The organism is Caulobacter sp. Root1472 (assembly GCF_001426985.1).
Taxonomy (GTDB): domain Bacteria; phylum Pseudomonadota; class Alphaproteobacteria; order Caulobacterales; family Caulobacteraceae; genus Caulobacter; species Caulobacter rhizosphaerae.
This window is the reverse complement of record NZ_LMFX01000012.1, coordinates 58,887-71,882: the sequence shown is the minus strand read 5'-3', so window position 1 is coordinate 71,882 and position 12,996 is coordinate 58,887. Positions and strand designations below refer to the sequence as shown.

General features: G+C 68.0%; 11 protein-coding genes and 1 pseudogene. 5 read left to right on the top strand and 7 right to left on the bottom strand.

The window, feature by feature from the left end; genetic code table 11:
* Nucleotides 1-9: 9 nt before the first annotated feature.
* The gene (locus ASD47_RS09310) at nt 10-645 is read right to left on the bottom strand and encodes a hypothetical protein (protein ID WP_156402187.1); all 636 of its coding nucleotides are present in this window, start codon (nt 643-645) and stop codon (nt 10-12) included.
* A 176-nt stretch (nt 646-821) separates the two neighbouring features.
* Between ASD47_RS09310 and ASD47_RS09305 the strand changes: the two genes are divergently transcribed.
* Nucleotides 822-2,024, top strand: a complete 1,203-nt coding sequence (locus tag ASD47_RS09305) for a threonine ammonia-lyase (RefSeq protein WP_056754864.1) — start codon at nt 822-824, stop codon at nt 2,022-2,024.
* Nucleotides 2,025-2,111: 87 nt separating this feature from the next.
* On the opposite strand, the gene ASD47_RS09300 is transcribed toward ASD47_RS09305, so the two are convergent.
* Nucleotides 2,112-2,978: a UTP--glucose-1-phosphate uridylyltransferase gene (locus tag ASD47_RS09300; protein WP_056754861.1), complete on the bottom strand. Its 867-nt coding sequence runs from the start codon at nt 2,976-2,978 to the stop codon at nt 2,112-2,114.
* A 182-nt stretch (nt 2,979-3,160) separates the two neighbouring features.
* Between ASD47_RS09300 and ASD47_RS09295 the strand changes: the two genes are divergently transcribed.
* From ASD47_RS09295 to argE, 3 genes are all read left to right on the top strand, one after another.
* On the top strand, nt 3,161-3,694 hold the full coding sequence (locus tag ASD47_RS09295) for an FKBP-type peptidyl-prolyl cis-trans isomerase (RefSeq protein ID WP_056754858.1): 534 nt from the start codon (nt 3,161-3,163) through the stop codon (nt 3,692-3,694).
* 76 nt (nt 3,695-3,770) lie between these two features.
* A complete protein-coding gene (locus tag ASD47_RS09290; protein WP_056754854.1) occupies nt 3,771-6,455 on the top strand; it encodes a calcium-binding protein in 2,685 nt (894 codons plus the stop codon).
* Nucleotides 6,456-6,565: 110 nt separating this feature from the next.
* Nucleotides 6,566-7,747, top strand: coding sequence for an acetylornithine deacetylase (argE, locus tag ASD47_RS09285; RefSeq protein WP_056754851.1), 1,182 nt, complete (start codon nt 6,566-6,568; stop codon nt 7,745-7,747).
* On the opposite strand, the gene ASD47_RS09280 is transcribed toward argE, so the two are convergent.
* Nucleotides 7,707-8,744: a glycosyltransferase family 2 protein gene (locus ASD47_RS09280; RefSeq protein WP_056754849.1), complete on the bottom strand. Its 1,038-nt coding sequence runs from the start codon at nt 8,742-8,744 to the stop codon at nt 7,707-7,709. The two genes, argE and ASD47_RS09280, sit on opposite strands and share 41 nt — an antisense overlap.
* Nucleotides 8,745-8,774: 30 nt before the next feature.
* Between ASD47_RS09280 and ASD47_RS28180 the strand changes: the two are divergent.
* A pseudogene (locus ASD47_RS28180) lies at nt 8,775-8,872 on the top strand (dTDP-4-dehydrorhamnose 3,5-epimerase); the annotation flags it as partial.
* Nucleotides 8,873-8,924: 52 nt separating this feature from the next.
* Here the strand turns inward: ASD47_RS28180 and queG are convergent.
* The 4 genes from queG to rfaE1 all read right to left on the bottom strand — a co-directional run bounded on the left by queG (nt 8,925) and on the right by rfaE1 (nt 12,940).
* Entirely contained in the window at nt 8,925-9,986 is a 1,062-nt protein-coding gene (queG, locus tag ASD47_RS09275) for a tRNA epoxyqueuosine(34) reductase QueG (RefSeq protein ID WP_056754847.1), read from the bottom strand.
* A 143-nt stretch (nt 9,987-10,129) separates the two neighbouring features.
* Nucleotides 10,130-10,816 carry a glutathione S-transferase family protein gene (locus ASD47_RS09270; RefSeq protein WP_056755658.1) on the bottom strand — a complete coding sequence of 229 codons (687 nt, stop codon included), beginning with the start codon at nt 10,814-10,816 and terminating at the stop codon, nt 10,130-10,132.
* A gap of 218 nt (nt 10,817-11,034) precedes the next feature.
* Complete coding sequence (locus ASD47_RS26605) at nt 11,035-11,430, bottom strand: hypothetical protein (protein ID WP_156402186.1); 396 nt, start codon at nt 11,428-11,430, stop codon at nt 11,035-11,037.
* A 52-nt stretch (nt 11,431-11,482) separates the two neighbouring features.
* A complete protein-coding gene (rfaE1, locus tag ASD47_RS09265) occupies nt 11,483-12,940 on the bottom strand; it encodes a D-glycero-beta-D-manno-heptose-7-phosphate kinase (protein ID WP_056754845.1) in 1,458 nt (485 codons plus the stop codon).
* Nucleotides 12,941-12,996: the final 56 nt, after the last annotated feature.

The window sequence follows — 12,996 nt, the reverse complement described above, 5'->3', positions numbered from 1 at the left end:
GTCGTCTTCCTAATCGTTGGCCAGACGGCGCAGGCCGCGGCGCAGCTTCGCGGCCAGGTTCGCCCAAGGCTCAAGTGGCTGGCTGGACATCGCGGCCACCAGGATACAGGGCGGGGCGATATTGAAATTATCGACGATCAGCCCGGCATCCTCGAGCTCAAGCGCGACGCGATCGCCTCGGCGTTCGGCCACCGTGCACAAAGCCCAGGCTCCGACCGGGTTTTCGGTGCTGAGCAGCAGGCCGTCGAAGGTGTTGGGAAAGCCGCCGGCCAGGGGAGCGAACGCCGTGAGCCGATCCTTGTCCCAGGTGGCGTCGAAGGCGGGCCTGACCCAAAGCGCTTGGCTGTCGGCCATGGCGGCCAGGGGATGATGGGGGGCGCTCAACTTCAGGGCCCGCGCCAGTGTCCGCAACGTACGTTCGGTGGTCGGTGCGTGATTGACCAGTTCGCGGCAGATCAGCGCCAAATCGCGGCGGCGCTCCACCGCGCCGGCTCCAAGCGAGACCGCTTGCTCGGCTTCCCCGCCTTGCAGGTGGGCGATCAGCAGCCGCGCCATGGCGCGGCCATCCTTCACTCCGGCCTCGGACGCCAGGGCCTCCACCTCGATCGGATCGATCACATGTTGCAGAGCGGCGGCGGCGGCCACGAACTTCGCGGCCTCGGTGGAGTGGAGTTCGTCGGTACCCATCGGCACTCTCTAGACGAGGCTCAAAACCGACGCAACAACCTCCTCTCGAGCATTTTCCCGCCTCGAAAAGGCGTCAACCTTGCGGTCCGGAAGGCCTCAGCCTAGGTTCCCCAACCTTCAGAACGACAGGCCCAATGACCCTCGACATCACCACCATCCGCGCCGCCGCGGCCCGCCTCTCCGGTCAGATCGAGCGCACGCCGTGCCGCTACTCCCGGACGCTGTCCAAGATCACCGGCGCCGAGGTGTGGGTGAAGTTCGAGAACCTGCAGTTCACCGCCGCCTACAAGGAGCGCGGCGCGCTGAACAAGCTGATGCTGTTGTCGGACTCCGAGAAGGCCAAGGGCGTCATCGCCGCCAGCGCCGGCAACCACGCCCAGGGCCTGGCCTATCACGGCGCGCGGCTGGGCGTACCGGTGACCATCGTCATGCCCAAGACCACCCCGTTCGTGAAGGTGCAGCACACCCGCGACTTCGGGGCGACGGTGGTCATCGAGGGCGAGACCTATGACGACGCCTCGGCCCACGCCCGCAAGCTGCAGGCCGAGCAGGACCTGACCTTCGTCCACCCGTTCGACGACTACGACATCATGGCCGGCCAGGGCACCATCGCCCTGGAGATGCTGGAGGACGCGCCGGACCTGGAGGTCCTGCCCGTGCCGATCGGCGGAGGCGGACTGATCAGCGGCGTGGCCACCGCGGCCAAGGCGGTCAAGCCCGACATTCACATCATCGGCTGCGAGCCGGCGATGTATCCGTCGTTCACCGCCAAGATGCGCGGCGTGGCCGCCCACTGCGGCGGCCAAACCATCGCCGAGGGCGTGGCGGTCAAGACCGTGGGCGACCTGACCTACGGCGTCGCCCGGCCGCTGATCGACGACGTGCTGCTGCTGGAAGAGCCGCATATCGAGCAGGCCGTGGCCCTGTACTGCAATGTCGAGAAGACCATCGCCGAAGGGGCCGGCGCCGCCTCCCTGGCCGCCCTGCTGGCCTATCCGGAACGGTTCCGCGGCAAGAAATGCGGCTTGATCCTGTGCGGCGGCAATATCGACACCCGCCTGCTGGCCTCGGTCCTGACCCGCGAGCTGGTCCGCGCCCAGCGCCTGGTGTCCCTGCGCATCGTCGGCGACGACCGCCCCGGCCTCTTGTCCACCGTGGCCAGCGTCATCGGGTCGATGGGCGCCAACATCATCGAGGTCAACCACAACCGCCTGGCCCTGGACGTGCCGGCCAAGGGCGCGGAGTTCGACATCACCATCGAGACCCGCGACGCCCAGCACACCCAGGACGTCATGAACGCCCTGCGCGAAAAGGGCTATCCGCCGCGGGCGGTGTGATCGGCTTTCAGGAACGCACCGACGCCTGCCATTAGGCGTCTGGGATCGGACGGGGACAGGCGCATGCGCCTGTCCCCAATCCAGAGATTACAGCAGCCCCTGGATCATCGCCCGGGCCGCGTCGGCCAGGTCGGGGCGCTTGAGCGCCAGGGCGACATTGGCCCGCAGCAGGCCGATCTTGTCGCCGCAGTCATAGGTCTCGCCCTCGTATTCCAGGGCGTGGAAGTCCTGGCTTTCCAGCAGGGTCAGCATCGAGTCGGTCAGCTGGATCTCGCCGCCGGCGCCCTTGCCCTGGTTTTCCAGCAGGTCGAAGATTTCCGGCTGCAGGATGTAGCGGCCCGAGATGAACAGGTTCGAGGGCTCGGTTCCCTTCGGCGGCTTCTCGACCATGCCGGTCATGCGGTTCAGGCGGCCCTCCTGGCCGTCCAGCGCCACGATGCCGTACTGGTGGGCCATGCCCTCCGGCGCCGGCTCGACCACGACGATGTTGCCGCCCTTCTGGTCGTAGGCCTCGATCGCCTGGGCCAGGGCCGGCTTGGACGCCGACATCACCATGTCGGGCAGCATCACCGCGAACGGCTCGTCGCCGACGATGTCGCGGGCGCACCACACCGCGTGGCCCAGCCCCAGCGGGGCCATCTGGCGCACGAAGCTCATCTCGCCCGGCCGGGGCAGCTCGCCCAGCAGCTCCTCAAGCAGGGCGGTCTTGCCCTTGGCGGCCAGGGCCGCCTCCAGCTCGACCTGGTGGTCGAAATAGTCCTCGATCGCGCCCTTGTTGCGCCCCGTCACGAAGACGAAATGCTCGATGCCCGCGGCGCGGCCTTCTTCGACGATGTACGACAGGATCGGCCGATCGACGACGTTCAGCAGCTCCTTCGGGGTCGTCTTCGTGCCGGGCAGGACTCGGGTGCCGAAGCCTGCGACGGGAAGGACGGCTTTGCGGACGGGTTTCATGAAGGCCTCGTGAGCGGTCACTGGTGGGGACGGTTTCTAGGGCGCGCTGCGATCGGGCGCCACCATTGTTCTGTGACTGCGCGTCTCAAACTCCGGCCAAGCTCGGGGCTGCCGAAAATCGGCGCGCGGTCGGGCGCGAATTGGTCTAGCACGGGCGAATGTTTGTCGGAGCCCGTCGTTCCATGGTCCGTCCCCTCGGTTTCGCCCTCGCCCCCAAGCTCCTTCTCGGCGCTGTTCTCGCCGCGGCCCTGGCCCTGTCCGCCTGCGGTCCCAGCAAGAAGCAGCAGGAAAGCCTGGCCGCGGCCCAGGCCTTCCTGGCCCAGAACGCCAAGCAGCCGGGCGTGGTCACCCTGGCCGACGGCCTGCAGTACAAGGTCGTCCGCTCGGGCCCGCCCGGCGGCGCCAAGCCGGCGCCCACAGACGAGGTCAAGGTCAATTACGAGGGCAAGCTGGTCGACGGCACGGTGTTCGACAGCTCCTACGAGCGGGGCGTGCCCGCCTCGTTCCCACTGCAGGGCCTGGTGCCGGCCTGGAAAGAAGCGCTGGTCATGATGCGCCCGGGCGACGAATGGACCCTCTACGTGCCGCCTGAGCTGGGCTATGGCGCCCAGGACAAGGGCCCGATTCCCGGCAACAGCGTGATGATCTTCCGCATCGAACTGATCGACGTCCTGCCCATGAAGATCCAGGCGCCGAAGGAGCGAGCCCCCGCCTAGATCGCACCTCACCTAGGTTGCACTTGCGGCTGACTGCAATATGTTGGCGAACGGTCGAGCTTGAGGTTAGTGCGATATGGCGACGATTACGGGGACGGCGGGCAATGATGTCCTCCTGGGGGGCTCCGAGCCCGATGACATAGATGGACTGGCCGGAGACGACGTCCTTCACGGCCGCGGCAGCGACGACATACTGTACGGCGCCGACGGAAACGACATCCTGTACGGCGAAAGCGGCAACGACAGCTTCTATGGCGAGGCAGGCGACGACATCATCGTGGTCAGCGACACCTTCGACGGCTGGACCTACGAGAACCCGCTCATGGAGGTCTATGACGGTGGGTCCGGACGCGACCTGATCGCGGCCCAGGGCTCGGCCAATCTCTACACGGCCACCCTGACCAGCATCGAAGGCGTGACGTTCAGCAACAACGGCCCCGGGGCCTTCGCCGCGCTGCAGATGTCCTGGTTCACCGCCCAGCAATTGGGCGCCGCGCCCGTGGTGATCGGCGGTGCCAAGTCGGACACCCTCATCATCCAGGCTGTGTCGGGCGACCATGTCGATCTGTCCCACTGGACGTTCCAGTCGTTCTCGCCCGACGGCCAGCCCTATTCGGACGTTCTGTCCATCATCGGCTCGAACGACGCGGACTATATCGTCGGCTCCAGCATTCGGGACGGCATACAGGGCGGGGACGGCGACGACACCCTGATCGGCGGCGACGGCGACGACTGGTTCGACCCCGGCGGCGGCGACGACACGGTCAACGGCGGCGACGGCTTCGACACGCTCATGGTCCAGCCGTTCGGCCCCGGCGTCGCGACGGTGAACCTGACGACCGGCGTCTATTCCCATGCCTTCGGCGGGGTCGATCACCTCAGCTCGATTGAACACGTGTCCCTTTATGCGCAAGGGTCCGTCACCGGCTCGTTCGCCGACGAATGGCTGGAGGTGCTACAGTACAGCGTCGCGTCGGGCGTCAGCAATGTCCTCGACGGAGGGGCGGGCAACGACCTGCTGTCGGGCGGTCTGGGCGACGACACGCTGCTGGGCGGCGGCGGCGACGACAACATCTTCACCGGCGCTGTGATGAGCGCCCAACTGTCCGCCGCGGGCTGGAATTCGGCATACGACCCCCGCGTTGGCGGCGGCGCCGACATCGTGGACGGCGGCGCCGGAAACGACCAGGCCTTCCTGTATTTCGGCGATCGGACCCAGGCCGTTCATGCCGACTTCAGCGGCGGCGGCACGACCACGATCACGGTGGGCGGCGCCTTTGGCGGCTCGGTGGCCAATATCGAGATCATCCACGTCGCCGGCGGCTCGGGCGGCGACGTGCTGGTCGGCGGAAGCGGCTACAACGACCTTGATGGCGGCGACGGCGCCGACACCATCACCGGCGGCTCGGGCGAGAACTTCATCCTCGGCGGCCTGGGCGACGACACCCTGATCGGCGGCGGATCCACCGGCCGGCTGTACGGCGGAGACGGAGCCGACCACCTGATCGGCGGTGCGGGCCGCAGCCAGCTGAGCGGCGGCGCGGGCGACGACCGGATCGAACGCGGAACCGGCGACAACGCCGCGTCCTACATCGACGACATCACCGGCGTGAACGTCAACCTGGCGACCGGCATAGCCTACAGCGCGGTTTCGGGCGTCGACACCCTGGTGGACATTCACCACGTGATCGGGTCCAAGGCCGACGACGTAATGGTGGGCTCGGGCCAGGGCGATCAGCTGCTGGGGCAGGAGGGTGTCGACCTGCTGATCGGCGGCGGCGGCAACGACCTGCTCTGGGGCGGCGACGGAAACGACGCCCTGATCGGCGGCGACGGAAACGACGTGGTCTGGGGCGACGCCGGCGCTGACGTCCTGTTCGGCGAGGCTGGCGCCGACGGCCTGATCGGCGGCGCGGGCGACGACCAGCTCTACGGGCAGGAAGGCGACGACATCCTCTACGGCGAAACCGGCGCAGACACGCTTTATGCCGGCCTGGGCAATGACATGGTCTTCGGCCAAGAGGGCAATGACGTGATCCTGGGCGAGGCGGGATCCGACGGTCTCTACGGCGGGCTGGGCGACGACGTGCTCTATGGCCAGGACGGCGCCGACAACCTGTTCGGCGAGGCCGGCGACGACGTCCTGGTCGGCGGCGACAACAACGACGCCCTCTACGGCCACGACGGCGCCGATCTGCTGCTGGGCGACGCCGGCGACGACGTCCTGGTCGGCGGCGGCGGCGACGATCGCCTCTACGGCCAGGCCGGCGACGACCTGGTGTTCGGCGAAGGGGGCGTCGATCTGATCTACGCCGGCGAGGGCGACGATCGGGTCTATGGCCAGGGCGGCGCCGACCAGCTGTTCGGCGAAACCGGAAACGACAGCCTGTACGGCGACGACGGCGATGACGTCTTGGCGGGCGGCCCCGGTCGCGACCAGCTGTTCGGTGGCGCGGGCGCCGACCGGTTCGTGTTCGCCGGTGCGGGAGACGGCGGCGACTTCATCGCCGACTTCCGCGCTGCGGAAGGCGACAAGGTCGCGCTTCAGGCCTCCGGCTTCGGCCTGACGCCGGGAACCGCGCCCACCTTCCTTTCCGGCCTGAACGCGGCGCCGACCTCGGGCGCGGCCACCTTCTACTTCGACACCGGCTCGCACGAGCTTTGGTTCGACGCCGACGGCGCGGGCGCTGGCGCCGCCCATCTCCTGGCGGCGTTCGAGGCGTCGGTCCTGCTGCAGGCCTCGGACTTCGTTCTGATCTAGTCGCGCCCTCGCCCGGCGGCCAGGCGCCGCCGGACGAGGCGTCGCAGGCTTTCGCGTCTCACCGCTTGTCGCCGATAGGCGGCGGGCGGGAGGCGCGCTAGGGTCGCGTCATGCACGCTTCCTCAGAAACGCTGGCTGCTCGGGCGATCGACATCCTCGCCGCCCTGGTGGCCTTCGACACCACCTCGCGGCTGTCCAACCTGGCCCTGATCGAGTGGGTCGAGGCCTATCTGTCGGACCTCGGCGTCGAGTCGCGGCGTATACCCAGCCACGACGGCGCCAAGAGCAACCTGCTGGCCAGCATCGGTCCGGCGATCCCGGGCGGAATCGTGCTGTCGGGCCACACCGACGTGGTGCCGGTGGACGGTCAGCCGTGGAGCAGCGACCCGTTCGTCCTGACGCCGCGCGACGGCCGGCTGTACGGCCGGGGAACCTGCGACATGAAGGGCTTCCTGGCCCTGGCCCTGGCCGCGGCGCCGGACCTGGTCAAGGCAGGCATCGACCGCCCCGTCCACCTGGCCTTCTCCTATGACGAGGAGGTCGGCTGCCTGGGCGCGCCGGACATGATCGCGGTGATCGCCAACGAACTGCCCCGCCCCGCCCTGGTGGTGGTCGGCGAGCCCACCGACATGGTCGCCGTGCGCGGCCACAAGGGCATCGCCAGCTTCCGCGTCACCGTGACCGGCCGCGAGGCGCATTCCAGCCTGACCCACCTGGGCGTCTCGGCCAACATGGTCGCCATCAAGCTGATGAACCATCTGGTCGAGCTGTCCGAGCGGCTGGAGCGCGAGGCTGATCCCGCCTCGCCATTCACCCCCAAGGGCGCGACCCTGACCGTCGGCCAGGTGAACGGCGGCACGGCGGTCAACATCCTGGCCCGCGAATGCGTGTTCATCTTCGATCTGCGGGTCCCGTCCGGCCTGGAACCCAGGGCGATCCTGGCCGACTTCTTCGCCTTGGCGGAGACGATGGACGCCAAGATCAAGGCCAGGGCTCCGGAAGGCGGCGTGGTGGTCGAGACCCGCTCGATGACCCCCGCCTTCGCCCCCGAGGTGGATGGAGCGGCGGAGATCTTCGCCCGCCGCATCGCCGGCGATAACGGCCCGCCCCGCGTCGTGCCCTACGCCGCCGAGGCTGGCCAGTTCCAGGGCGCGGGCTTCTCGACCGTGATCTGCGGCCCGGGTTCGATCGACCAGGCCCACCAGCCGGACGAATATGTCGAGATCAGCCAGATGGAGCGCGGGGCGGCGTTCATGCGCCGGCTGATCGAGGAGCTTTCGGCTTCCGGATGACGGTCCGCGCCCGTCGTACGTCGTTGAGGTTCCAGGTCATGGCGCTGGCGATGGCCCAAGTGGACGCGGTCCGCGCCTTCTGAACCTTTCGGCGAGAGATCAAGACGGGTCCCAGATTGCTCAGCGCGGCCAGCAGGGCCCTGATCGTGACCCGCGCCTGCAACCGCCCGAACTTACGGGTCATGATGATCGCCACCACCAGGAAATGCAGCGGCAGCACGATCGGCGTCAGCAGTAGCGGCGTATTCTTGATCAGCAGCCAAAGCCGGTTGCGCGTGCCATGGAACACCGCGAATTCCGATCTCGGCCCACCGGACGAAACCGAGCCTTCGTGCAGGACCACCGCGTCGGGAACCACCAGGGTCGCCTCGTTCCGCAATCGAAGCCGGTAGCCCAGGTCGACATCTTCGCAATAGCAGAAGAAGCTTTCGTCAAAGCCGCCCATGGCCAAGAACAGCGACCTGTCGATCAGCATCGCCGCGCCGCACGGCGAGAACACTTCGCCTGTCGGCAGGTCGCCTGGATCGGGCCGGCTGTAGCCTCCCCGATAGGGCACGCCGACGCCGGACATCACATCCCCCAACCCATCCAGCAGGCTAGGGTTCTCGGCCATCAGCTGGCGTGAGGTGAAGCTATGGATGTGCGGATAGCGGTCCGCGGCGGACACCATGTTTTCCAGCCAGTCCGCGCGCGGATAGGCGTCAGGATTGAGCAGGGCCAGCCACCGGCCGCGCGCCTCACGCGCCGCGAGATTGTTGCCGGCTGCGAATCCGAGATTGTCGCCGGGCGAGATCAGCCGGATCGCCGGATTGGCCGCTGCGGCGCGCTGGGGCGCTCCATCGGTCGACGCGTTGTCGACCAGCAGGATCTCGAAGTCGGTGAAGGTTTGAGCGGCCAGGCCGGCCAGGCAGCGATCCAAGGTCGGACCGCTTTGATAGGCGACGATCGCGACGGTGATCGTCGGCTCACTCTTGCCAGTGCCGGTCGGGCAAGTCATTCGCGGCGCACTCACGGTCTAGGATCAACAATAAGAATCGCGCTCCTGGCGATCCCCAGCGTGCTGCTTATCACGCCAGCGCGCCGTGGCGACGAACGGGTTGGTTTTCGGAAACCTTCCGCCAGTCCGACATGGGCCGCCGACGACGATAGGCGCAAGGCTTACGCCGCCATCACGTCCCTATATCTCAGACGCAAGCCGGCCCGCCGCCCATACCGCCGCGTCGCGCACCACGGGCGAGGGGTCGGCCAGCCGCGGCTCGACCGCGGCCATCAGCGCCGGGTCGCCGCTGTTGCCGATCGCGTAGAGCACGTTGCGCACGAAGCGGTCGCGGCCTATGCGCTTGACCGGGCTCTTGGTGAACAGCGCCCGGAACGCCGGGTCGTCCAGTCCGGCCAGGTCCGCTAGCGAGGGTCCCTTCAAGGCCTCGCGGGCGTGGAAGGCCATCTCGCTGGAGAGGCGGGCGAACTTGTTCCACGGGCAGGCGGCCAGGCAGTCGTCGCAGCCATAGATGCGGTTGCCCAGGGCGGGCCGGAACTCGACCGGGATCGGCCCGGCCAGCTCGATCGTCAGGTAGGAGATGCAGCGCCGTGCATCCAGCCGGTTCGGGGCTGGGAAGGCCCCCGTCGGGCAGATGTCGAGGCAAGCGGTGCATGAGCCGCAGTGGTCGCGTTCGGGCGGGTCGGCCGGCAGGTCCAGGGTGGTCAGCACGCTGCCCAGGAACAGCCACGAGCCGAACTGGCGCGAGACCAGGTTGGTGTGCTTGCCCTGCCAGCCCACGCCAGCCCGCTGGGCCAGGGGCTTTTCCATCAGCGGGGCGGTGTCGACGAACACCTTCACCTCGCCGCCGAACCGGCCGTGCATCCAGCGGGCCAGGGCCTTCAGCCGCTTCTTGATCACCTCGTGATAGTCATCGCCCTGGGCGTAGACGCTGATCGCGGCGCGGGTCGGATCCTCCAGCGCCAGCAGCGGGTCGTGCTCGGGGCCGTAGTTGACGCCCAGCACCACCGCCGTCTTCGCGTCGGTCCACATGGCCGTGGGATGGGCGCGGCGGTCCAGCGTCTCCTCCATCCAGCCCATGGCCCCGTGGAAGCCCTCGGCCACGAAGTCACGCAGCCAGCCGCCATTGGGCCAGGCGTCGCTGGCGCTGGCGAAACCGCACGCGTCGAAGCCCAGCCGCAGGGCCTCGGCGCGGATTTCTTCCCGCAAGGCTTCATTGGGGTGGCGGGAATCTGGGAACACTCGGCTGACCGATCTGTGGACCGCCCTCGTCCTTCGACAAGCTCAGGATGAGGGCTACTTTGCGGCGTCGGCGGTCGTATTCCTCATCCTGAGCCTGTCGAAGGACGAGGAATACGCTCCAACCGTCTTACGCGCCGGAACGCCTAGAAGTCGAGATCGTCATAGTGCGCGACCGGCGCCAGGCCCGGCCAGCGATCGGCCAGGATGGGTCGGAAGGCGGGCCTGGACTTCAGCTTCATGTACCAGGTCTTGGTCGCCGGGAAGTCCTTCCACGGCACGTCGCCGAAATAGTCGATCACCGACAGGTGGGCGGCGGCGGCGAAGTCGGCCAGGCTCATGCGGCGGCCGGCCAGCCAGTCGCGGGCGTTCAGCAGGCCTTCGATATATTCGAGATGCTGGCGCAGGGCGTCACGGCCCCGGCGCAGCGACGACAGGTCCGGCGCGCCTAGCCGCAGCAGCCGCTTTTCCATCTTCTCGTGCAGCAGGAAGCCGTTGACCTCGTTGTCGAACTTGCGGTCGAACCATTGCAGCAGGCGGCGCGCCTCGGCCCGCTCGCCCGGCTCGCGGCCCAGCAGGGCCGGCTCGGGCTCCTGTTCCTCGATGTGCTCGAGGATGGCGCGGTTCTCGGCGATCACCGTGGTGCGCTGGTGCTTGGTCTCGACCAGAACCGGCGGCACGCCCGATGGGTTGAGCTTGAGGAACTCGGCCGGCCCTTCCCAATAGCGGACTTGCACCTCGACGAACGGCAAGCGCTTCTCGCCCAGGGCGAGACGCACCTGGCGCGAGGCCGGGTCCAGGGGGAAGTGGTGAAGGGTACGTTCGACGCTCATGCCCACGCGCATTCAGGCTGCATCGTTCGATCGATGCGCCGTTTTGTTTAACAAGAACTTGCTGAACACCGGTCATCGACCGACTTAGCGGCTAAATTGCGGGCATTCTCCTCAAGCTTCACCTTGGCGCGGGGATCTTAACTTCTAGCCGGCGTCGACGACAACGCCGCGTGGGCCAGAAAGCGGCACCGAGGATCGGCTAAGGCTGCGTTGCGGAGCTACTCTTGCCGGCTGAGCGATCGACTAGCGACGTAGTCTGCGTACTCGTCTTGCAAAACACCCTCGTTGACGAGCCTACCGCTGCTGCCGGGCCAACGTTGTTCCATCGCTCCAAGACAATCTTCTAGTTCAATGAACGACATGGCTTCATCGGGCTCATCGAGCTCAAGGTTCGCATCGAAAGGGCCAAATACGTATAAATCCAAGAAAACGATACCTCCAAAATCTCGACTTTCATAAAGATTGAGGATGACCGTTCCATCGACTAAACTTAGAGCGATACGGCGTATTCCGTTTAACCCATCCCGCTGAAATCCGCCCAAGAAGCACTCTACCGTTCTACCACGGCGCAGCGCTCCATCGACTTCATCTCTAATTAGGTAGCGTCTGCTCATACGAATAGCCCAGCTTTCTGGCCGAAGGTCCGCAACGGCTCGCGAACAAACCCTAGCCCTTGGCGTTCATCCGGCCGATCAGGTTGGTCGTGCTCTGGCCGGCCTTCAACTCGGCCAGCACCACCTTGCCGCCATAGCCCAGCACCACGTCGGAGCCGACCACGGTCTCGACCGTATAGTCGGCGCCCTTGACCAGCACGTCGGGGCGGAAGGCCTTGATCAGGGTCAGCGGCGTCGGCTCGTCGAACAGCACCACCAGGTCGACGGCCGACAGCGAGGCCAGAACGGTGGCGCGGCCGCCCTCCTTCTGCACCGGCCGGGTCGGGCCCTTCAGGCGCTGGACCGAGGCGTCGGTGTTCAGGCCGACGATCAGCCGGTCGCAGGCGGCCTTGGCCTGGGCCAGCAGCGACACGTGGCCCGGGTGCAGCAGGTCGAAGCAGCCATTGGTGAAGCCCACCTTCAGGCCGCGGGCCCGCCAGCCGGCGACGATGGCCAGGGCCCCGTCCAGGTCGGCGATCTTGTCGGCGACGGGATCGGCGTGCTCGCCATGGGCCAGACCGACCAGCTCGTCGGCGGTGACCACGTCGGTGCCCAGCTTGGCCACCACCAGGCCGGCGGCCAGGTTGGCAAGCCGCGCCGCGTCCAGCGGACGCGCACCCCTTGCCAGCGCCAGCGCCAAGGTCGCGGCCACGGTGTCGCCGGCCCCCGAGACGTCGAACACCTCCAGGGCCGTCGCCGGCAGATGGACCGGGGCCTCGCCGCGCACCGCCAGGGTCATCCCCGCCCCGCCCCGGGTGATCAGGGTGGCCGACAGGTTGGGCGCGCCGGCCAGGATGGCGTCGGCGGCCTCGGCCGCGGCCTCGTCGCCGGCTCCGGTCACGCCGGTGGCCTCGGCGGCCTCGCGGCGGTTGGGCTTGATCAGCGTCGCACCGTCATAGCGCGAGAAGTCCCGGCTCTTGGGGTCGACGATCACCGGCTTGCCGGCGGCGTTGGCGGCGGCGATGGCGGCCTTCAGCACCACGGGGGTCAGCACGCCCTTGGCGTAGTCGGACAGCACCACCACGTCGACCTCGCGCAGGTGGGCGTGGAACGCCGCCAGCAGGGCTTGGCCGTCGGCCTCGCCGCGGTCCTCGCGGTCGGCGCGCAGCATCTGGTGCGATCCGGAGATGTAGCGGGTCTTCTCGGTGGTGCGGCGGCGGGCGTTGACGATCAGGGCCGAGTCGAGGCTGGGCTCGCGGTCGATCAGGCCGTTCAGCGTCCGGCCGGCGTCGTCGTCGCCGACCACCCCCACCAGCACCGCCCGACCGCCCAGGGCCGCGACGTTGCGAGCCACGTTGCCCGCCCCGCCCAGCATCGCCGTCTCGCGCTCGACGGCGATCACCGGCACCGGCGCCTCGGGCGAGATGCGGTCCACCGCGCCGTAGACGAACCGATCCAGCATCACATCGCCCAGCACCAGCACGGTGGCGCCGGCGAAGGCTCGCGGCAGCTTGGCCAGGGTGTCGTCCATCGGAAGGGTCGCTCGTCGTCTGTGCAGGAAGCGCCATTTGGCCCCGTCGGGCGCGG

Coding starts and splice junctions, on each gene's coding strand:
- ASD47_RS09280 (WP_056754849.1), bottom strand. CDS start 8,744: ATGACTTGCCCGACCGGCACTGGCAAGAGTGAGCCGACGATCACCGTC.
- ASD47_RS09295 (WP_056754858.1), top strand. CDS start 3,161: ATGGTCCGTCCCCTCGGTTTCGCCCTCGCCCCCAAGCTCCTTCTCGGC.
- ASD47_RS09290 (WP_056754854.1), top strand. CDS start 3,771: ATGGCGACGATTACGGGGACGGCGGGCAATGATGTCCTCCTGGGGGGC.
- ASD47_RS09305 (WP_056754864.1), top strand. CDS start 822: ATGACCCTCGACATCACCACCATCCGCGCCGCCGCGGCCCGCCTCTCC.
- argE (WP_056754851.1), top strand. CDS start 6,566: ATGCACGCTTCCTCAGAAACGCTGGCTGCTCGGGCGATCGACATCCTC.
- ASD47_RS26605 (WP_156402186.1), bottom strand. CDS start 11,430: ATGAGCAGACGCTACCTAATTAGAGATGAAGTCGATGGAGCGCTGCGC.
- ASD47_RS09300 (WP_056754861.1), bottom strand. CDS start 2,978: ATGAAACCCGTCCGCAAAGCCGTCCTTCCCGTCGCAGGCTTCGGCACC.
- ASD47_RS09270 (WP_056755658.1), bottom strand. CDS start 10,816: ATGAGCGTCGAACGTACCCTTCACCACTTCCCCCTGGACCCGGCCTCG.
- rfaE1 (WP_056754845.1), bottom strand. CDS start 12,940: ATGGACGACACCCTGGCCAAGCTGCCGCGAGCCTTCGCCGGCGCCACC.